Annotated in this window: 19 protein-coding genes and 1 tRNA gene; 13 read left to right on the top strand and 7 right to left on the bottom strand. The window is 38.6% G+C overall.

Translation table 11 applies throughout. The features are described from left to right. The 6 genes from O3633_RS02520 to O3633_RS02495 all read left to right on the top strand — a co-directional run bounded on the left by O3633_RS02520 (position 1) and on the right by O3633_RS02495 (position 3,889). Positions 1-819 (top strand): ABC transporter permease, encoded by an 819-nt coding sequence (locus O3633_RS02520; protein ID WP_371620270.1) that lies wholly within the window; start codon positions 1-3, stop codon positions 817-819. A gap of 1 nt (position 820) precedes the next feature. Next, entirely contained in the window at positions 821-1,606 is a 786-nt protein-coding gene (locus O3633_RS02515) for an ABC transporter permease (protein WP_371620269.1), read from the top strand. Between the two features lie 38 nt (positions 1,607-1,644). Continuing rightward, entirely contained in the window at positions 1,645-2,106 is a 462-nt protein-coding gene (locus tag O3633_RS02510) for a GNAT family N-acetyltransferase (protein ID WP_371620404.1), read from the top strand. 47 nt (positions 2,107-2,153) lie between these two features. Beyond that, a tRNA-Thr gene (locus O3633_RS02505) sits at positions 2,154-2,226 on the top strand. A gap of 320 nt (positions 2,227-2,546) precedes the next feature. Next, the gene (locus O3633_RS02500) at positions 2,547-3,416 is read left to right on the top strand and encodes a DUF6287 domain-containing protein (protein WP_371620268.1); all 870 of its coding nucleotides are present in this window, start codon (positions 2,547-2,549) and stop codon (positions 3,414-3,416) included. Positions 3,417-3,583: 167 nt separating this feature from the next. Beyond that, entirely contained in the window at positions 3,584-3,889 is a 306-nt protein-coding gene (locus O3633_RS02495) for a hypothetical protein (RefSeq protein WP_371620267.1), read from the top strand. 46 nt (positions 3,890-3,935) lie between these two features. Here the strand turns inward: O3633_RS02495 and O3633_RS02490 are convergent, their stop codons facing one another. Then, positions 3,936-5,597, bottom strand: coding sequence for an N-acetylmuramoyl-L-alanine amidase (locus tag O3633_RS02490; RefSeq protein WP_371620266.1), 1,662 nt, complete (start codon positions 5,595-5,597; stop codon positions 3,936-3,938). A 110-nt stretch (positions 5,598-5,707) separates the two neighbouring features. Beyond that, a complete protein-coding gene (locus O3633_RS02485) occupies positions 5,708-6,061 on the bottom strand; it encodes a DUF3397 domain-containing protein (RefSeq protein WP_371620265.1) in 354 nt (117 codons plus the stop codon). A gap of 248 nt (positions 6,062-6,309) precedes the next feature. Here O3633_RS02485 and O3633_RS02480 point away from each other — a divergent pair, with 248 nt between their 5' ends. Next, positions 6,310-7,560, top strand: a complete 1,251-nt coding sequence (locus tag O3633_RS02480; protein WP_371620264.1) for a dicarboxylate/amino acid:cation symporter — start codon at positions 6,310-6,312, stop codon at positions 7,558-7,560. A gap of 14 nt (positions 7,561-7,574) precedes the next feature. Continuing rightward, the gene (locus tag O3633_RS02475) at positions 7,575-8,516 is read left to right on the top strand and encodes an ATP-grasp domain-containing protein (RefSeq protein WP_371620263.1); all 942 of its coding nucleotides are present in this window, start codon (positions 7,575-7,577) and stop codon (positions 8,514-8,516) included. Between the two features lie 179 nt (positions 8,517-8,695). Here the strand turns inward: O3633_RS02475 and O3633_RS02470 are convergent, their stop codons facing one another. From O3633_RS02470 to mnmL, 5 genes are read right to left on the bottom strand one after another with little or no spacing between them, the layout of a single operon-like run. Next, the gene (locus O3633_RS02470) at positions 8,696-9,559 is read right to left on the bottom strand and encodes a YihY/virulence factor BrkB family protein (RefSeq protein ID WP_371620262.1); all 864 of its coding nucleotides are present in this window, start codon (positions 9,557-9,559) and stop codon (positions 8,696-8,698) included. 31 nt (positions 9,560-9,590) lie between these two features. Further along, complete coding sequence (locus tag O3633_RS02465; RefSeq protein ID WP_371620261.1) at positions 9,591-11,645, bottom strand: cation:proton antiporter; 2,055 nt, start codon at positions 11,643-11,645, stop codon at positions 9,591-9,593. Positions 11,646-11,656: 11 nt separating this feature from the next. Beyond that, complete coding sequence (locus O3633_RS02460) at positions 11,657-11,911, bottom strand: hypothetical protein (RefSeq protein ID WP_248035915.1); 255 nt, start codon at positions 11,909-11,911, stop codon at positions 11,657-11,659. Next, positions 11,904-12,461 carry a tRNA 5-(aminomethyl)-2-thiouridylate-methyltransferase MnmM gene (gene mnmM / locus O3633_RS02455; RefSeq protein WP_000828448.1) on the bottom strand — a complete coding sequence of 186 codons (558 nt, stop codon included), beginning with the start codon at positions 12,459-12,461 and terminating at the stop codon, positions 11,904-11,906. The genes O3633_RS02460 and mnmM overlap by 8 nt, the downstream gene beginning before the upstream one ends. Further along, a complete protein-coding gene (gene mnmL / locus O3633_RS02450; RefSeq protein WP_371620260.1) occupies positions 12,445-13,392 on the bottom strand; it encodes a tRNA modification radical SAM protein MnmL/YtqA in 948 nt (315 codons plus the stop codon). Before mnmL ends, mnmM begins: the two co-directional genes overlap by 17 nt. 191 nt (positions 13,393-13,583) lie before the next feature. On the opposite strand from mnmL, the gene O3633_RS02445 reads away from it, so the two are divergent. The 5 genes from O3633_RS02445 to O3633_RS02425 all read left to right on the top strand — a co-directional run bounded on the left by O3633_RS02445 (position 13,584) and on the right by O3633_RS02425 (position 19,367). Further along, positions 13,584-15,770 (top strand): PTS transporter subunit IIBC, encoded by a 2,187-nt coding sequence (locus tag O3633_RS02445; RefSeq protein WP_371620259.1) that lies wholly within the window; start codon positions 13,584-13,586, stop codon positions 15,768-15,770. Positions 15,771-15,822: 52 nt separating this feature from the next. Next, positions 15,823-16,641: an endonuclease/exonuclease/phosphatase family protein gene (locus O3633_RS02440; protein WP_371620258.1), complete on the top strand. Its 819-nt coding sequence runs from the start codon at positions 15,823-15,825 to the stop codon at positions 16,639-16,641. A gap of 150 nt (positions 16,642-16,791) precedes the next feature. Further along, positions 16,792-17,517 carry a CppA N-terminal domain-containing protein gene (locus O3633_RS02435; protein WP_371620257.1) on the top strand — a complete coding sequence of 242 codons (726 nt, stop codon included), beginning with the start codon at positions 16,792-16,794 and terminating at the stop codon, positions 17,515-17,517. Continuing rightward, complete coding sequence (locus O3633_RS02430) at positions 17,514-18,446, top strand: serine hydrolase domain-containing protein (protein ID WP_371620256.1); 933 nt, start codon at positions 17,514-17,516, stop codon at positions 18,444-18,446. The genes O3633_RS02435 and O3633_RS02430 overlap by 4 nt, the downstream gene beginning before the upstream one ends. Positions 18,447-18,455: 9 nt before the next feature. Further along, positions 18,456-19,367 carry a DMT family transporter gene (locus tag O3633_RS02425; RefSeq protein ID WP_371620255.1) on the top strand — a complete coding sequence of 304 codons (912 nt, stop codon included), beginning with the start codon at positions 18,456-18,458 and terminating at the stop codon, positions 19,365-19,367. The last annotated feature ends 19 nt before the right edge of the window (positions 19,368-19,386 follow it).

The following is a 19,386-nucleotide window of genomic DNA, read 5'->3' as shown; positions in this document are numbered from 1 at the left end:
ATGGTCAAATTGTGGAGACGTTATAAACCCTTTATCAATGCAGGGATTCAGGAGTTGATTACCTATCGAGTCAACTTTATTCTCTATCGGATTGGTGATGTCATGGGGGCTTTTGTGGCCTTTTATCTCTGGAAGGCAGTCTTTGACTCCTCCCAGGAGCCTTTGATTCAGGGCTTCAGTATGGCAGATATCACCCTCTACATCATCATGAGTTTTGTGACTAATTTATTAACTGAGTCAGGTAGCTCCTTTATGATAGGTGATGAGGTAAAAGATGGCTCGATTATCATGCGTTTGCTGAGACCAGTACATTTTGCAGCCTCTTATCTTTTCACAGAGCTTGGTTCCAAGTGGTTGATTTTTATCTCTGTTGGACTGCCATTTTTAAGTGTCATTGTTTTAATGAAAATCTTATCTGGGCAAGGTATTGTAGAAGTGCTAGGATTAACTGTCCTTTATCTCTTTAGCTTAACTCTGGCTTATCTGATTAACTTTTTCTTTAATATCTGTTTTGGATTTTCAGCCTTTGTATTTAAAAATTTATGGGGTTCCCAAGTATTTAAGGCTTCACTAGTATCCTTTATGTCTGGCAGTTTGATTCCTTTGGCTTTTTTTCCAAAGGTGATTTCAGATATTCTCTCCTTCTTGCCTTTTTCATCCTTAATTTACACTCCGGTCATGATTATTCTTGGGAAATACGATACCAGTCAGATTCTTCAAGCACTTTTGATTCAGTTTTTCTGGCTTATAGTGATGGTGGGCTTGTCTCAGTTGATTTGGAAACGAGTCCAGTCATTTATCACCATTCAGGGAGGTTAGTATGAAAAAATATCAACGCATGCATCTGATTTTTATCAGACAATACATCAAGCAAATCATGGAATACAAGGTGGATTTTGTGGTTGGCGTGTTGGGAGTCTTTCTGACTCAAGGACTAAACCTCTTGTTTCTCAATGTCATCTTTCAACACATCCCCTCGCTAGAAGGTTGGACCTTTAAAGAGATTGCCTTTATCTATGGATTTTCCTTAATTCCAAAGGGATTAGATCATCTCTTTTTTGACAATCTCTGGGCTTTAGGTCAACGACTAGTTCGAAAAGGGGAGTTTGACAAGTATCTGACTCGTCCTATCAATCCTCTCTTTCACATCCTCGTTGAGACCTTTCAGATTGATGCCTTGGGTGAACTTTTGGTCGGTGGAATCTTACTAGCGACAACGGCGACTAGCATTGCTTGGACTCTTCCAAAATTCCTGATTTTTCTAGTTTGTATTCCTTTTGCGACCTTAATTTATACTTCCTTGAAAATTGCGACAGCCAGCATCGCTTTTTGGACCAAGCAGTCAGGAGCCATGATTTACATTTTTTATATGTTTAATGACTTTGCCAAGTACCCGATTTCCATTTACAATTCGCTCCTTCGTTGGTTGATTAGCTTTATTGTACCTTTCGCCTTTACGGCCTACTATCCTGCCAGCTATTTCTTGCAGGACAAGGATGTCTTCTTTAATATTGGTGGTTTGATTCTGATTTCTCTTATCTTCTTTTGCATCTCTCTAAAACTTTGGGACAGGGGGTTAGACGCCTACGAAAGTGCTGGTTCGTAAGAGGTAAAGTAGGACTAAAATCAAGAAAGGAACTTATGATGTTTGTAATTAAAGAAGTCAAGTATGAAGATCAAAAAATGGTAGTTGTCGCTGAGATTTTAAAGGATTTGCCAGAATGGTTTGGAATACCAGAAAGCACGCAAGCCTACATCGAAGGAGCCAAGGACCTGCAAGTGTGGGCCGCCTATCAGGAGAGTGATTTGCTTGGCTTTGTATGTCTCTCCTATTCTAGTAAAGATTTTGCAGAGATTGATTGTCTCGGTGTAAAAAAAGCTCATCAAGGTAGAGGGATTGGGAGTCAATTGCTTGCTGCTTTAGAGAGTGAAGCACGCAAAAACGTTGATTATTTACAAGTGAAAACAGTAGCAGAAGGCTCTAATAAAGATTATGATCGAACAAATGTCTTTTATAGCAGTCTTGGCTTTAAAAAATTAGAGATTTTTCCACAACTTTGGGGGCCTCAAAATCCTTGTCAGATTTTGATTAAAAAGATGGGTTAAGAATCCCTTGACATCCTTTCTTATAGTGCTATACTATAAGTGGAATCGCCGATTTAGCTCAGTTGGTAGAGCACCGCATTCGTAACGCGAAGGTCACAGGTTCGATCCCTGCAATCGGCATTTTTAGTAATGTAAAGAAAGATAAAGAAAATTCAAAATGTTTATTTAAAGGCAATTATTACAAGTTTATTTTTAAAAATAATTTAGTATTTTTTGTCTTTTTGACCAAAAAGGGAAGATTGAATAAAGTAGATTAGATTGATTTACTCTTTAGTAATATTCAAAAAAGTTTCTATAAAATTTTTTATCTGTATTTGAAGAGTGGTATAATCTATGTGATAGATTACCTTTATACAAATATTATAGATTGGCATCAGAAAGAGTAAAACTACAATAGCTGATTAGAATTATCAACATATATTAAAAATAGGAGGAGTATCATGAACAAGAAAGAACGGATAAAACAAGTAGATAAGACTCACGGTCGAAAAGGAACTTCATCTAGATTGGCAGAAACCCTTTCTACAATTAAAAATATAAAAATGTATATCGGTCTTGCCATAACAGCTCTAGTTATAATCATTGTTGCTAGCATCTTTTTAAATTCACCTAATCTCAAGCAAGAAGCAAATCAAACTTCTTCCTCATCTAAGACTGAAGAGACGACAAAAAGTCAGGGGAAAGAGGATGATAAGGATAAGGTAAAGGAAGAGGAAATTCAAAAGCTAAAGGAGCAATTGGCTGATTTGGATACCAAGATCTCAGAAGCGGAGCAGCATGTTAGTCAATTAAAAAAAGAAGCTTCTGTTCCCAAATTAGATATTGAAGCCCTCAGAAATAATGATTTATCAAGTTTAGAGGGTACTTGGCGGACACAGTCTGGTAATGAATATATCATTAATGATTCAGGGGAAGTCCAATCTTCTTGGATATACAATGATCAAAAGCATGAGTCTATTGTTGAATTGAAAGTATCAAAAAGTCAGAATGATCGCAACCCAGAAACAGTAGCCCTTGGTGCTTGGGCAAAAGGTTCTCAGGCGGGAGGGTTTGTGGTAGTCGCTGTACCGAGTGGTGTAGTCATGGAACCTGGTGATGATGGTAAAATAACAGACAATTCCAATCACACTGAGGATAGACTCTTTGCAGGACAACAATATGAAGGAATGTTGATGCATCCAGAAAATGTTTACTATCATGTTAAACCAGATACGAGTCAATTAGAATCTGCAGAGAAGAATTTAGCGAAATTGAAAGCTGATCGTGATGCCATCAAATCAGCTTTAGAGTCTAAAAAAAATAAAAAATGAATGAAAAGAAGCCAGCAATGGCTTCTTTTTTAGAAAAATTCTGACCACATAGTCTATCATGTCTGCCACATAGACAAAAACTATTGTTTGCGATTTTTATTTCTGTTATAGTTGTAATTGTTAAAGGAGATAAAACTTTCTTACAAAATAGAAAATGAGGTCGTATCATGAAAAAAGTAGCAGGTATCGGATTTTTAGTCGTTGCAGCAGCAGTTTTGTATTTTGGTTTAGTTGGATGGCCAAGTTTGGATGTTAATATCTGGGCCCTCTTTCCAGTAGGTTTATTCCTATTTTTTACCCTTGAGAATTTGGTGAAAAAAGATTACAAGGCCAGTCTCATGAGCTTGATGATTACCTTTATCATCGCTAATGCCATTTTTGATATCTTGCCACTTTCAAGCGGTTTGGTTATCGGTGCTGGATTCTTGGCTTGCGTTGGAATTGGATTTCTTTTTCCTGAAGCCAACAAGTAAGAAAAATAATACAAAAAAATCTCGAGATATTCTCGAGACTTTTTCTTTATTGACCTGCGTAATATTTTTGAATCCCTTTTACAATACCTGCAACCAATCTGTTTTGGTAGGCATCACTGCGGACTTGTTGATTCTCATTGAAATTGTCAATATATCCCAATTCCAATAGAACGGCTGGTTTATTAGTTTCTCGAAGGACAGCAAAGCTCCTTCGTAGACGACCTGCATCCTTAGCACCAGTTTCAGCTAATAGTGAAGAGTGGATGTCTGCCGCAAGTCGATTACTTTCACTGATACGGTCAGGATGGTTATGCCAGTATGGATTAATCTTAGAAGGATAACTAGAGTCTGCTTCATAAGAATAAGTCTGAATCCCAGCCGTATTTGAAGCTGGATTTCCAGTAGCATTGAAGTGAATACTGATAAAGATATCTGAGTCAGTATTATTAACCATTCTTGAACGTTCGGTGACATAGTCTACAAAGACATCACTGTCTCTTGAAGAAAGAACTGTATAACCAAGTCCCTCGAGTTCCTTGCGAAGTTTCTTGTAAACTAGCATAGTGAGGTCTTTTTCATTAGTGTTATAGTAAACGGCACCAGGGTCTTTACCACCATGACCTGGATCTAGGAAGATGATATTGTTGTATTTCCCTTTTTCAAACCCGTGGCTTGTAGAAGCTTCGCCAAGCCATTTTCCATCACTTTGAAATTGCTGGTCTTTTCCATCGATTTTATAGGTACCTGTAACATAGACTCCATTTTCATCTACATAGTAGCGAGCTTTATAGTAGCTGTCGTCAATCCATTCGCTCTTAGCCATGTAGCCACCTGCCTTGAGGTAGTAGGAGCCAATCCATTCACGTGCTGCGTAAGCACCACCAGATTTCAAGTAGAACCAGCTATCATAATTTTTATCGAAAATCCATTCTTTTTCAGCCATAGCACCGCTAGCTTTTAGGTAGTAGCTACCTTGCCATTGGTTGCTTGCCATAGTAGCATCTTTGTTAAAGTAGTACCAGGTACCACTAATTTTGTCCCACTTGTTTTTGATTAATTTACCAGAAGCAGAGGCATAATACCATTGCCCATCTTGCTTGACCCAAGAACTCTCAGCCATGGCACCACTATTAGTAAACAGATAGTCGTCAAAAATCGTGTTGCTGAGCATGACACCGTCTTGATCAAAATAGTACCAGACACCACCGATCTTTTCCCATTTTTGTTGAGAAATTTTTCCATAAGCGTTAGCGTAATACCATTTTTCTTGGAGTTTACTCCAACCAGAATCGACCATTGCCCCACTACTAGTAAGGATATATCCATCAAAAATAGTATCACTCAGCATGATTCCATTTTTGTTGAAGTAGTACCATTTTCCTTGAATTTTTTTCCAGTTAAGAACAGGGGCATTATTTTCATAGAAGCGCCAGTGGTTTTCCTCTAATACCCAACCTTCTTTTTGGACTTCAGGAGCCTTGTCTTCTTCTTTCTTAGCTGGATTTGTCGTTTGATTGGCATTTGCTTCAGTTGAAGGTTCAGCTTCCTTGGCTGGGAGACTGTTTTTCTCCACTTTGTCAGTAGAGGTTTCACTGTGTGTTGTTTCTACTGGGGTTGACTGTACTTTGTTCTCCTCAGCATAGCTAAGGTTGGTTGTTAGACCAAATACTGAAAGCGTAATGGCGCTTGCCAAGAGCGTTTTTTTCACTTGATTAATCTCCTATTTTTATTTTTTTATAATTTTATCAGAAAAGTGCCGCATATGGAACATTTAGTGACCAAGATCGAGGTGCTGGTGGACTGTAATGCTATAGTTGACTATTTCATCACGAAAATTTGAACAATCATGATGATATAGATGAGCAGTGTTAGTAAAAATCCAGCTCGCCAAAAGAATTTAATAAATTTTGGATAATAAAAACTACGTTTTTTATTTAAGAAGAAAAAGACTAACACAATTGCTAGTATTGATAAGGCCGTTACCAATACTGGAAGTTGATTGTGTGTGAACATCTTAGCCGTAATCAAATAGTATTCAAAAATTAGAAAAGGAAAAGCTAAATCAGCAGCATTGATGCCCCTTTTTTTTAACTTAAAGAGTCTGCTTAAAATAATCGCCAGAGCTAAGGTTAGTACCAAAAGCAAGATGGAAGCAAGTTTCATTAAAATCATACCATTATTGTATCATAAAATTTAGAGAATAGAAAAGTAAATTCCTTGATTTATCACTGTTTTAGCAAAAAATCATTGGTAAGAAACAGATTTTATAATTCCTGCTTGATCAGAATAAATCATGTGTTCGATACAATGATAGTTTGAGTCCTCAATATAAATCTTTTTTATGTTCACCATAGAAAATATATATTAGTCAGAAGTGAAGAATAGTAGAATGAGTAGCAAATAAAACAAAGGAGTTTCTTATGAAATTAGTTACGTTATGGTCAAAACTCTCACTTGGTATCCAATTATTGGTGGCTTTGGTCTTGGGTGTGATTGCTGCGGTCATCTGGCCACAATTTGCAGGTTTTTATCAATTTTTAGGTCAAGCCTTTATTAAATTGATCAATATGGTTATCATTCCTTTAATCTTCCCAACTATCGTTGTTGCGGTAGCTGGTGTTATCGGGAAAAAATCTTTTGGGAAAATCTTGACCAAGAGTTTGGTTTACTTTTTCGCAGTAACAACTGCTATTACTCTTTTGTTTGTATTTGCTAGTTACTATTTAGGATTTGGTCAAGGAGTGAATATCGGTCAAACTGGTGGTAACCTTGATGGAATTGCCAATAATGTAAAATTCAGCGAATTTTTGCTTGGTTTCATTCCATCAAATATCGTTAAATCTCTTTCAGATGGCGCTCTATTGCCAATTATCGTGTTTGCCATCTTTCTTGGTTACGGAATTGGGAATCTTAAGTCTGATAAATCTCAGAAAATTATCCAAGGTTTCCAAATCTGGATTGAAGCCATCTACAAGATTGTTGCAGTAATTATCAAATTATCACCGATTGGAATTTTTGGATTTATCGCCAAAGATGTTGCCACTACTGGCCTTGATAAATTGATTGGACTTGGTCAATTTGTAATTGGAACTTATTTGGCTTATGCTGTTTCGGTTCTCCTTATTTTCCCTTTGATTGCAGTCTTCTTTAAAGTTCCGTATTTGTCAGCCTTTCGTGAAAATTGGAGCCTCTTGGCCCTGGCCTTTGTTACGGGTAGTTCTAGTGTTGTCTTGCCATCCCTTCTTAAAGATTTGAAAAAACAGGGGTATGACGAGCATACAATTGATTTAGTTGTTCCTTTAGGATATACTTTTAACTTAGAGGGAGCAGCAGTTTATTTCTCAGTAGCGACAATCTTTATCGCCCACGCCTATGGCATTCAATTTTCATTATCAAGTCTCTTGTTTACTGTTTTGCTTTTGACCTTGATTGGAAAAACTGCAGCAACCGTACCATCAGGAGCTATCGTGGTTCTACTAGCTGCAGCACCTCAGTTAGGCTTGCCAGTAGAAGGAGTAGCCTTGATTTTTGCAGTTGATTTCTTTGTCAATGCTGGCCGTACTATGATTAATGTTTTGGGTCAAATCTTAACAGTCAGCGTTATCGAAAAAACAGAAGGATATATTTTAGAAGAAGAAAAGGAAAGCCAATTATCAGTCAGCTTTTCTTAAGGAGTTTATAAGTAATGAGTGAAGCAAAAGTTTATGTAATTCATGAGAATCTTGAATGGACCCAGCATTTGGTCAAATGGTTGGAAGAACTAGAAGTCCCTTATGTACTGTGGGATTTATCTAGTGGGATATTGGACCTTCAAAGCCCACCGCCACAGGGTATCTTTTACAATCGCATGTCTGCCTCTTCTCACACAAGAGGACATCGCTATGCTCCAGAATTTACAGAGCAGGTGATTACTTGGTTAGAAGCACACGGACGCAAGGTTGTGAATGGAACAGGTGCTATCAACCTAGAAATCAGTAAAGTCAAACAATATTTGAAGTTAAACGAGTCGGGCATTGAAACTCCCGCGACAGTTGCAGTTTTGGGTCAAGAAAATATCATTGAAGCAGCAAGAAAATTGAACATTTATCCTTTGATTACCAAGCATAATCGAGCAGGTAAGGGCTTAGGGGTTCAACTCTTCCAAAATGAAGAGGAACTGGCAGCTTATGTCAAAAGTCCCCTTTTTGAACCATCAGTGGACGGGATTACCTTGTTACAAGCTTACATCAAACCAAGTGATGGACGTATTCGTCGTTCAGAGTTTATAAATCAAAAGTTTCTATACACTGTTTCTATCGATTCTTCAGATGGTTTCCAACTTTGCCCAGCAGATGGTTGCCAAATTGGCAAGAGGCCAGAGCAACTGGAAACGTCTGAGAAATTCCAGATTACAGAACCTCTACCAGATGATCGAAGAGAAGCTTATGAAAACTTCCTTAAAAATGCTCAGATTGAAGTTGCAGCAATTGAATGGGTTCAGTCAGAGAGCGGTGATATTTATGTTTATGATGTAAATACCAACACAAACTACAATCCTACCGCAGAAAAAAATGCCAATATTTTTGCCCACCAACATTTGGCTCACTATCTAAAAACAGAATTGCAAGCCCTAACGAGTGGACAATAAAGTACTAAAGAAAATCCCCCAGTATTAAATGACTGGGGGATTGATTTGTTTATACTCTTCAAAAATCTCTTCAAACCACGTCAGCTTCCATCTGCAACCTCAAAATAGTATTTTGAGCAACCTGCGGCTCGCTTCCTAGTTTGCTCTTTGATTTTCATTGAGTATTAATCAATAAAAAATTATTGATTTGCTTTAAAGTCCGGGTCTTTTAGGCTTTGAACACTGGCATTGATCACTGCACCGATAATTAATATCTTGGCAATAATTATAAACCAGAACATCATGACAACAACGATGATGGAACTAAAAAATCGAACGTCGACTAGATAGTTAACATAATTGTTGAAATAAGCTGAAAAGATTGTTAATAGAGATATGAGAGTAAGAAGTACGAATAGACTTCCAGGAAGGACGTAACGAATACGACCGACTTTCACATTCGGAAGGAAATAATAGAGCATGATTACGATTGCAAAAAGAAAGGCATAAATCAGCGGACCTGTAAAATCCTGTAGATAAGAAAATAGAGTGCTTTCGGATTTCCAGTAGTTTTTTAACAGATCCAATAACATATGACCAAACATACTTAGGAATAGAGCAAGTGCAAAGAGAATCTGTAATCCCAAACTAACCAGGAGACTCATCAGTTGATGGGAAATAAGCCCTCTGTTTTTAGCGATTCCATAAGCTTTATTAAAAGATTTTTGGAGGAAATTCATGGATTTTGAAAATGTCCAAAGAGCTGATATTACCGCAAAACTCAAGAGTCCAGCAGATGGTTGTGTCAGCACTTCACGAGCAATCTTTGCTACTACATCATAGATCGTATCTGGTAAAAATTCCTTTAGTGTGATCAAGAAATCGGAGATTGGAATTTGAAAATAAGGCAAGATATTGACGGCTATCATAATTAAGGGGAAGATTGAAATCAACCAATAATAGGCCACAGCTACACTGGTTAATTCAATATCTGAAACACGATAGTAGTGCAAAAAAGCTTTCAATAAAGGCCTATTGGTTAGTTGTTTCCACAACTTTTTCATTGTATAATCCTCCACAATAATAACCTAAATCTTAATTTCTGCGAACTAATTCCATCATATCATAAGGTAGTGTGTTGGCTGCTTCTTTTAGAGAATAGGTTTCTAGGTTGTTTACATTTTGTCGTAATTTTTTGGCATACTGGGCTGAGATGAGTTTTTGTTTTTCGTATTCAAAGATAGACTTACGTTCTAGATAGTAGCCTCTCAACATTTCATCGATGTTATTGGGTTTGATACGATTGATAACCCGTTCCACAAAGGCACCACTGGTAATATGACTGGTTTCACGGAGACGTGATTCCTGCATAAAGCTAATCAAGGAACTCTTATAAATCCCTTTCAGGTTTTCCAAACTTTCGATGATGATTTCAGTGTTGGTTAGGTAGAGCTCTGCAATCTGATCATAATCGATGGCTAGTAGTCTTTGATTTCCTTTGTCTCTCCAAGAACGGAAGGTTTTTCCAAATGTGAGCAATTCATGAAGGAGAAAACGCACAATCCGGATAGAAACAAGGAAGTAGTAGGTTAGGCGAGAAGCAAAGTTTCGCTTAATATTATTCTCCATGCTTTTCAAGTAGCGTTGGTAGACACGATAAGCACGATCTCCAATCTTTCCTTCTTCATAGGCCTGTTCCAAACCATCGTTCTCGATACTGAGAATCAAGAGTTTAAGAGCTTCCCAGTCTTCTTGGATTTCTTTGTTTTCTTGACTGAGGATGAGATTTTCAATCCGTCCGTGATAATTATCGATAGCCGCATAGAGGGGAACCTTGTTTTTAGTATGTTCCAAATCTTTCTCTAACTCCATGGCAACATCGTTTAGGATAGCGATGTGCATGAGATGATCCTTAGATGGTTCTTGCTCTTCAGAAAGGTGTGGTAAGACCAATAATCCAGTAAGGAAACTGACCAGGGTTACACCGGCTACGAGGAAGAGAAGGAGCGGATATTCCTGCTCCAGATTAGAAGGTATCAAGAGGATGGTGGCAATAGAAACAGTTCCTTTAACGCCAGAGAATGTCAAGAGGAGCATATCTTTGACATACTTGTGGAGGCTTTTTTGAAGTTTCTTTATTCGAAACGCGTAAAAGCCGTAAATCATGAGAAAGCGGATGGCAAAGAGTAGGAAGGTTAAGAGGAAGATAGTGATGAGAAGGAGCACATTGTTATAAAAAGCACTCTTCAGAATTGGCTCCGCAATCATCTCCAGTTCCATTCCCAAAATAACAAAGACAGAACCATTAAGCATAAAGGTTACTGTGTGCCATACAGTCTCTGTAACAGTATCAACTTGGGCTTCAAGCAGATTTATTTTCTTGAAACGACTAGCTTTTAAAATACCAGCGACAACAACCGCAATAATTCCAGAAACATGAATCTCTTCAGCTATGAAGAATGTTAAAAGTGGTAAACTGAGATCCAGCAAGAGTTCACTGGCGATATCAGTAGCCCGTACGCTGAGGAGAAAAGAGTGGAGGGAGCGATTGATGAAGGCGGTTATAAGGCCAACTGCAAAACCTCCAACGATGGAAATAGCTAGGGAAATTCCTGCTTGAGCGATTGAAAAGGTCCCAGTTGTCCAAGCAATGAGAGCTACACGAAAGGCTACTAGACCAGAAGCATCATTCAGAAGTCCCTCCCCTTTTAGGATATTAGAAACTCGCTTTGGAAAGGTGAAGCGTTCCGAGAGGGAAGCGAAGGCAACCAGGTCAGTAGGACCTAAGGCAGCACCAACTGCTAGGCAGGCGGCTAGAGGTAAGCTAACCCAAAGGACATGGGCAAGTCCTCCCATACTTAGAGTTGATACAAAGATGACAGGGAAAATCAAGTAGAGAACGATTCTCCAGTGCTTTAGGATAGAAGTTATATCTGCTTCTTGAGCTTCGCGAAAGAGAAGCGGGCCAATTACTAAAGCTAGAAATAACTCAGTATCTAAGTGATATTGGTTGTTAGGTAAGCAAAGCCCAATTCCAATCCCTAATAAAATTTGAATCAGGGGCATGGGTAAAAAGGGAAGAAGTTTATTGGTCGTGCTAGAAACAATAAGAACTAGTAAAAATACTAAGAGATAAAAAAGTAAATTCATCTTCTACCTCCTTATTTTTGTTTGCGACAAGCTTCAAAAAGTTCCTTTTGTTCTTGGATTTTTTGATCAATCTTCGAGCAGTCCTTATGCTCGATTTTCTTCTGACAACGTTCCATTTCAAGTGAAATCATTTTTTTCTTGATTTTCAGCATCTTCTTGCTCATATGAGCTTCATCTAACATACCAACTGCCCGTTCATGTTGGGTTGACTCGACAAAGTTGTGACGAAGAGCTTCGATTTTATCTCGTAGGTATTGTTTATCCATGTCGATACCTTTCTAATTTTTCAATCATGACTAAAAACGGTGGATTGTTGATCTGGTTGAGAGTGCGATAGATCGCAGCAGTATATTCTTCTTGTGGTAAGTGACTGACAAAATCCATGACTGCATCTCGTTCTATATCTCCGCCTTCATGCCCGTAATAAATCATGATGGCTATTCGTCCACCCTTAACCAGCATATGGCAAAGTTTATCCAGTGCTTCAATAGTTGTTTGAGGTTGGGTGATAATGCTTTTATCAGCTGAAGGAAGATAACCAAGATTAAAGATGGCTGCCTTAACTTCCCTTACAAATTGATCTACGGTTTCATGACCTTGTAGGATTAATTCTACATTGGTCAAATCAGCTTCTTGGAGACGTTGGCTAGTCTTTTCTAGAGCTTGTTCCTGTATATCAAAAGCGTAGACTTGTTTAGCTAACTTAGCTAGAAAAAGGGTATCATGACCATTTCCCATGGTCGCATCAACGACAATATCCTCTTGGGTGATGACTTGGGCAAGAAAATCATGCGCCATTTCAAGTGGTCTTTTCATTCATAAACTCCTGTTTTATAGCCTTGCATCCTTGAACACTCCCTCGACGTCTCATTTCAGCCTCAATGCTATTTAGAACTTCCCATTTATTGAGACTCCACATAGGACCAATCAGCATATCTCTAGGCGCATCACCCGTAATCCGATGGATAACGATATGTTTGGGAATGATTTCTAGCTGATCACAGATGACCTTGACATATTCATCCTGACTCATAAGCTGTAAACGACCTTCATGATAATCACGTTGCATCCGAGTATTGGTCATGAGGTGAAGTAGGTGAAGTTTAATCCCTTGAATATCATTATCCGTCACACAGCGACGAACATTTTCCACCATCATGTCATGAGTTTCCCCTGGCAAGCCATTAATCAAATGGGCAACAATTTCAATCTTGGGATATTTTCTCAAGCGTTTAACTGTCTCCACATAGAGTTCATAGGAGTGGGCACGGTTAATCAATTCAGAGGTAGATTCATATGTTGTTTGTAAGCCTAACTCTACAGTAACATGCATTCGCTCTGATAATTCTGCCAAGTATTCAATTGTTTCATCAGGAAGGCAATCTGGTCGAGTTCCGATATTGATGCCGACAACCCCTGGTTCGTTGATAGCTTGTTCATAGCGCTCGCGAATCACTTCAAGTTTTTCATGTGTATTGGTAAAATTTTGGAAGTAAACCAAATACTTTTTAACATCTGGCCACTTACGATGCATAAAGTCAATTTCCTTATAGAATTGCTCGCGGATAGGTGCATCAGGAGCAACGATTGCATCTCCAGAACCAGAAACCGTGCAAAAAGTACAGCCCCCATGTGCTACAGTTCCATCTCGGTTTGGACAATCAAAGCCAGCATCAATAGGGACTTTAAAAGTCTTTTCTCCAAATAAATTTCGATAGTAATCATTCAAGGTATTATAGGATTTCATAGCTAATATTATATCAGAAAAGACTCGCAAACTCAAAGTCAGCAAATAAGTGAGAGATATTGAAATGATTGGACAGAAAAAAATTTTTAAAAACCCCTTTACAAAAAAATAAAAAGTGGTATAATTAAGTCACAAACAAGTGCAAACGTTTTCGTAAAACGTTTGCCTAATAAATATAAAAGGAGATTTGAATGATGAAAGATACATTCAAAAATGTCTTGTCTTTCGAATTTTGGCAGAAATTCGGTAAGGCTCTAATGGTGGTTATCGCTGTTATGCCAGCGGCTGGATTGATGATTTCAATCGGTAAGTCACTTGCAATGATTGACCCAAACCTTGCTCCCCTAGTTATTACTGGTGGCGTACTAGAGCAAATTGGTTGGGGAGTTATCGGTAACCTTCATATTTTGTTTGCCCTCGCTATTGGAGGAAGTTGGGCTAAAGAACGTGCTGGTGGTGCTTTTGCGGCAGGTCTTGCATTTATCCTTATTAACCGTATCACTGGTACAATCTTCGGTGTATCAGGGGATATGTTGAAAGATCCTAACGCTATGGTTTCAACACTCTTTGGTAACTCTATCAAGGTTGCTGATTACTTCATTAGTGTACTTGAGTCACCAGCCCTTAACATGGGGGTATTTGTAGGGATTATCTCAGGTTTTGTTGGAGCGACTGCATTTAACAAATACTATAATTTCCGTAAACTTCCTGATGCCCTTTCATTCTTTAACGGGAAACGTTTTGTACCATTTGTAGTTATTCTTCGCTCAGCAATCGCTGCAATTCTTCTTTCAGCTTTCTGGCCAGTTGTTCAAACAGGTATCAACAACTTCGGTATCTGGATTGCTAATTCACAAGAAACAGCACCAGTTCTTGCACCATTCTTGTATGGTACTTTGGAACGCTTGCTCTTGCCATTTGGTCTTCACCATATGTTGACTATCCCAATGAACTATACAGCTCTTGGTGGTACTTACGATATTTTAACTGGTGCAGCAAAAGGCACTCAAGTATTTGGACAAGATCCACTTTGGCTTGCATGGGTAACAGACCTTGTAAACCTTAAAGGTACTGATGCTAGCCAATACCAAACATTGCTAGATACAGTTCATCCAGCTCGTTTCAAAGTTGGACAAATGATTGGTTCATTCGGTATTTTGATGGGTGTGGCTGCTGCGATTTACCGTAATGTTGAAGCAGACAAGAAACACCAATACAAAGGTATGATGATTGCGACAGCTCTTGCAACTTTCTTGACTGGTGTTACTGAGCCAATTGAATATATGTTCATGTTCGTTGCAACACCTCTTTACCTTGTCTACGCTGTTGTTCAAGGTGCTGCCTTTGCTATGGCTGATATTGTTCACCTGCGTGTGCACTCATTCGGTTCGATTGAATTCTTGACTCGTACTCCACTAGCTATCAATGCTGGTCTTGGTATGGATATCATTAACTTTATCTGGGTAACAGCACTATTTGCAGTTATCATGTACTTTATCGCCAACTTCATGATTCAAAAATTCAACTATGCTACTCCAGGACGTAACGGAAACTACGAAACTGCTGAAGGTTCATCAGAATCTGCTGCTTCTGGTGAGTCAAAAGTTGCAGAAGCTTCTCAAGCTGTTAACATCATTAACCTTCTTGGTGGACGTGCTAACATCGTCGATGTAGATGCTTGTATGACTCGTCTTCGTGTAACAGTTAAAGACGGTGATAAAGTTGGAACAGAAGAACAATGGAAAGCTGAAGGAGCTATGGGACTTGTCATGAAAGGACAAGGTGTCCAAGCTATCTACGGACCTAAAGCTGACGTTTTGAAATCAGATATCCAAGACCTTCTTGACTCAGGTGAAGTGATTCCTGAAACTCTTCCAAGTCAAATAGCAGCAGCTCAACAAGATGCTGTTGTATACAAAGGTGTGACTGAAGAAGTATACTCAGTTGCTGACGGTCAAGTGATTGAATTGGATCAAGTGAAGGATCCTGTATTCGCACAAAAAATGATGGGTGATGGATTTGCAGTAGAACCATCAAACGGAAACATTGTATCTCCAGTATCAGGTACTGTATCAAGTATCTTCCCAACTAAACACGCTCTTGGTCTTGTGACTGAAGCAGGCCTTGAAGTACTTGTTCACATTGGTTTGGACACAGTAAGTCTTGAAGGAAAACCATTTACAGTTCGTGTTACTGAAGGACAACAGGTTGCTGCTGGTGATCTTCTTGTCACAGCTGACTTGGGTGCTATCCGTGAAGCTGGTCGTGAAACTACAACTGTAGTTGTCTTCACAAATGGTGATGCAATCAAATCATTTAAATTAGAACAAACAGGTTCTCTTGCAGCTAAAACAGCAGTTGCAAAAGTAGAATTGTAATATTTAGGAGGTTGGAAACTGTTTCCAACCTCTTGTTTAATAGGAGAAAAGCATGAAGTTTTTAACACTCAATACCCATAGTTGGATGGAAAAAAAACCTGAACAAAAGTTTCAACTTTTACTTCAAGATATCCTTGAAAACAGTTATGATTTGATTTGTTTTCAGGAAATCAACCAAGAAATCACTTCAGCGCAAGTAGAAGCTGGCCCACTTTATCAGCCATTACCATCAGCTGAGCCGATTCATCAAGACCATTATGTGCGACTTTTGGTAGAGAAGTTGGCTGAGCATGGTCAAAATTATTATTGGACTTGGGCCTACAACCATATCGGTTATGATCGTTACCATGAAGGTGTTGCAATCCTATCTAAAACACCAATTGAAGCGCGTGAAATTTTGGTTTCAGATGTAGATGATCCAACAGACTATCATACTCGTCGAGTTGCTTTAGCAGAAACAGTAGTTGAAGGCAAAGAGCTTGCAGTTGCCAGTGTCCATCTCTCTTGGTGGGATAAAGGCTTCCAAGAGGAATGGGTACGCTTTGAAGCGGTTCTGAAAGAATTGAACAAGTCACTCTTACTAGCAGGTGATTTCAATAATCCTGCAGGCCAAGAGGGTTACCAAGCTATTCTAGCTAGTCCACTAGTCTTACAAGATGCATATGAAGTTGCAAAAGAAAGAAGTGGAAGCTTTACTGTTCCGCCTGAAATTGATGGTTGGAAGGGGAACAGCGAACCACTTCGAATTGATTATGTCTTTACGACAAAGGATATGCAGGTAAAAAACCTTCACGTCGTCTTTGATGGTAAAAACAGTCCACAGGTGAGCGATCATTATGGTCTCCAAGCAACACTAGCTTGGAAAGACTAAATAAGGTATTTTAGTAAAAACACTCAAGCCCCCCCTTCTACAAACAGAAGGGGGAATTTAATTTAAAGAGTTAATATAGTTAAAGTTTTTTATTGAATAACTTGTAAAAAAAGATAAAATCCTTTAAAATAAAAAGTGTTGGAGGAATTTATGATTGTAAATCAAATAAAGCGTATGATCCCGACGCTAAAGGTAAATAATAGAAATTTAAATGAATCATTTTATATTGAGACTTTGGGGATGAAACCCTTGCTTGAAGAGTCAGCCTTCTTATCTTTAGGAGACCAATCAGGTATTGAAAAGTTAGTTTTAGAAGAATCACCAAGTATGAGAAGCCGTAAGGTTGAAGGGATTAAAAAATTAGCTAGACTACTTGTAAAGGTAGAAAATGCATCTGAAATTGAAGCCTTACTAGCTAGAATGGAAAAACGTCCTCGCCTCTATAAAGGAAACAAGGGCTATGCTTTTGAGGTTCTTTCTCCGGAAGGAGATTGTGTCCTTATCCATGCGGAAGATGATATCAAAGATTTGAATAAAGTTGAGGAAGAAGTCACTTTTTCAAAAGATGACAAGATGAGATATTTGACAGCCTTTGAAATCTCGGTGGAAATTAACTTGCCAGAAAAGACAGCTAGTCTACTCGAAAAAGAAGAAATCGAAAATCGACTAGCTTTTAATCAAGCTCAAGGTAGTGATTTGCTGGTTGAAAATAATGTAACTTGGGACTTGTCCATGTTGAAATTTCAAGTAGAGAATTTAGATTTGCCTGTATTGCGTCAGCGTTTTGAAGAAGCTGGTTACTTTATTCCAAAATCTGAGAAGTTTTTCCTAACTAAGGATACCAACAATATTGAATTGTGGTTTGAAGCAGTATGAAACAAAAAATCATTCAAAAAATAAAGCAACAAATTGAGGCAGGGATTTATCCTGGTGCCTCTTTTGCATATTATCAGGATGGCGTTTGGTCTGACTGGTATCTAGGAGAAGCAAATCCAGAAATTGGTGAGCAGACTCGTGAGGGTTTGGTCTATGATTTGGCAAGTGTCAGCAAGGTTGTTGGAGTTGGAACAGTCTTATCTTTCTTGTGGAAGGAAGGTAAGATTGAGCTAGATAACTCCATAAGAGATTATCTTCCAGAAGTGGATTATCCAGACATCACTGTTCGACAATTACTAACGCATGCGACAGATTTGGACCCCTATATCCCCAATAGGGATCAGCTTTCAGAAGACCAGTTGAGGAATGCCATGTATCATTTGAATCGCCGAGAGAAGAGAGCCTTTCTCTACTCGGATGTGCATTTTCTCTTGCTAGGTTTTCTCTTGGAAAACTATTTTAAAAAGGACTTGGATCAGATTCTACAAGAGCAAGTTTTGAATCCTTGGGGAATGAAAGAAACTCAGTTTGGTCCAGTTAGCTGTGCTGTTCCAACGGTCCGTGGACAGAAAGCAGGAGTGGTCCATGATCCCAAGGCTCGTTTGCTTGGAAAGCATGCTGGTAGTGCAGGCTTGTTTTCAACAGTTCATGATTTAAAAATCTTTCTAGAGCATTATTTGCAGGATGATTTTTCTACAGACTTAAGTCAGAATTTTTCGGATCTGAATGATAAAGAACGCTCATTGGCCTGGAATCTTGAAGGTGATTGGCTGGACCATACAGGTTATACTGGGACCTTTATCATGTGGAATCGTAAGAAACAAGAAGCTGCTATCTTTTTATCCAATCGAACTTATGAAAAAGATGAGCGTGCCCAATGGATATTGGACCGTAATCAGGTCATGGACTTGATTCGAGAGGCAGACTAGGGAGGAAGTATGTCAAAAGTTTTAAAAGGAACTCTTTATACTGTAATTGCAGGTATTTCCTGGGGCTTATCGGGAACCAGTGGTCAGTACTTGATGGTTCACGGGATTTCAGCTCTCGTTCTGACCAATATCCGTTTGATAATCGCTGGATTACTCTTGGTTCTTCTGGCTTATACTAAATCAAGGGATAAATTTATGGCCTTTCTGAAGGATAAATCAAGTCTGTTTTCTCTCTTGCTATTTTCTTTATTTGGTCTTTTTCTAAATCAATTAGCTTATCTTTCAGCTATTCAGGAGACAAATGCTGGGACAGCGACAGTTCTCCAGTATGTCTGTCCAGTTGGAATCCTTGCTTACACTTGTATCAAGGATAAGGTGGCTCCGACGCTTTCAGAAATCATCTCTATGTTTTTAGCTATAGGTGGGACCTTTCTTATTGCAACCCATGGGCAATTGGATCAACTCTCGATGACTCCAGCTGGTTTATTTTGGGGTTTGTTCTCGGCCCTAACCTATGCTCTTTATATCATTTTACCCATAAAATTGATTCAAAAATGGGGGAGCATTTTGGTTATTGGTGTTGGAATGACCATCTCAGGTATACTAGCAGTACCTTTTACGGGGCTTATCGGGGCTAGTATTCCTATATCTTTTGATATCTTTCTAGCTTTTGCCGGCATCATTCTGATTGGAACGGTCTTTGCCTATACAGCCTTCCTCAAGGGAGCTAGTATGATAGGACCAGTCAAGTCTAGTCTTTTGGCTTCTATTGAGCCTATCTCGGCAGTATTTTTTGCCTTCATGATTATGGGGGATATCTTTTATCCTGTAGATTTTCTTGGTATGGCAATGATTTTATTAGCCGTGACTATCATTTCATTGAAGGATTTAATGTTGGAGAAGAAACATTACTTAGTTTAATTTACATGAACAGTCTTTG

The organism is Streptococcus sp. 27098_8_22, assembly GCF_041432415.1.
Classification (GTDB): Bacteria; Bacillota; Bacilli; order Lactobacillales; family Streptococcaceae; genus Streptococcus; species Streptococcus pseudopneumoniae_M.
The sequence above is the reverse complement of the archived record's forward strand: the minus strand, read 5'-3'. Positions and strand labels throughout refer to the sequence as shown.

Bases quoted from the DNA above. Each gene is read 5' to 3' on its own strand.
- O3633_RS02485 (WP_371620265.1), bottom strand. From the start codon at position 6,061: ATGATTTTAATGAAACTTGCTTCCATCTTGCTTTTGGTACTAACCTTA.
- O3633_RS02520 (WP_371620270.1), top strand. From the start codon at position 1: ATGGTCAAATTGTGGAGACGTTATAAACCCTTTATCAATGCAGGGATT.
- mnmL (WP_371620260.1), bottom strand. From the start codon at position 13,392: ATGAAATCCTATAATACCTTGAATGATTACTATCGAAATTTATTTGGA.
- O3633_RS02465 (WP_371620261.1), bottom strand. From the start codon at position 11,645: ATGAATTTACTTTTTTATCTCTTAGTATTTTTACTAGTTCTTATTGTT.
- O3633_RS02500 (WP_371620268.1), top strand. From the start codon at position 2,547: ATGAACAAGAAAGAACGGATAAAACAAGTAGATAAGACTCACGGTCGA.
- O3633_RS02480 (WP_371620264.1), top strand. From the start codon at position 6,310: ATGAAATTAGTTACGTTATGGTCAAAACTCTCACTTGGTATCCAATTA.
- O3633_RS02435 (WP_371620257.1), top strand. From the start codon at position 16,792: ATGATTGTAAATCAAATAAAGCGTATGATCCCGACGCTAAAGGTAAAT.
- O3633_RS02430 (WP_371620256.1), top strand. From the start codon at position 17,514: ATGAAACAAAAAATCATTCAAAAAATAAAGCAACAAATTGAGGCAGGG.
- O3633_RS02425 (WP_371620255.1), top strand. From the start codon at position 18,456: ATGTCAAAAGTTTTAAAAGGAACTCTTTATACTGTAATTGCAGGTATT.
- O3633_RS02460 (WP_248035915.1), bottom strand. From the start codon at position 11,911: ATGGATAAACAATACCTACGAGATAAAATCGAAGCTCTTCGTCACAAC.
- O3633_RS02445 (WP_371620259.1), top strand. From the start codon at position 13,584: ATGATGAAAGATACATTCAAAAATGTCTTGTCTTTCGAATTTTGGCAG.
- O3633_RS02510 (WP_371620404.1), top strand. From the start codon at position 1,645: ATGTTTGTAATTAAAGAAGTCAAGTATGAAGATCAAAAAATGGTAGTT.
- O3633_RS02515 (WP_371620269.1), top strand. From the start codon at position 821: ATGAAAAAATATCAACGCATGCATCTGATTTTTATCAGACAATACATC.
- O3633_RS02470 (WP_371620262.1), bottom strand. From the start codon at position 9,559: ATGAAAAAGTTGTGGAAACAACTAACCAATAGGCCTTTATTGAAAGCT.
- O3633_RS02440 (WP_371620258.1), top strand. From the start codon at position 15,823: ATGAAGTTTTTAACACTCAATACCCATAGTTGGATGGAAAAAAAACCT.
- O3633_RS02495 (WP_371620267.1), top strand. From the start codon at position 3,584: ATGAAAAAAGTAGCAGGTATCGGATTTTTAGTCGTTGCAGCAGCAGTT.
- O3633_RS02475 (WP_371620263.1), top strand. From the start codon at position 7,575: ATGAGTGAAGCAAAAGTTTATGTAATTCATGAGAATCTTGAATGGACC.
- mnmM (WP_000828448.1), bottom strand. From the start codon at position 12,461: ATGAAAAGACCACTTGAAATGGCGCATGATTTTCTTGCCCAAGTCATC.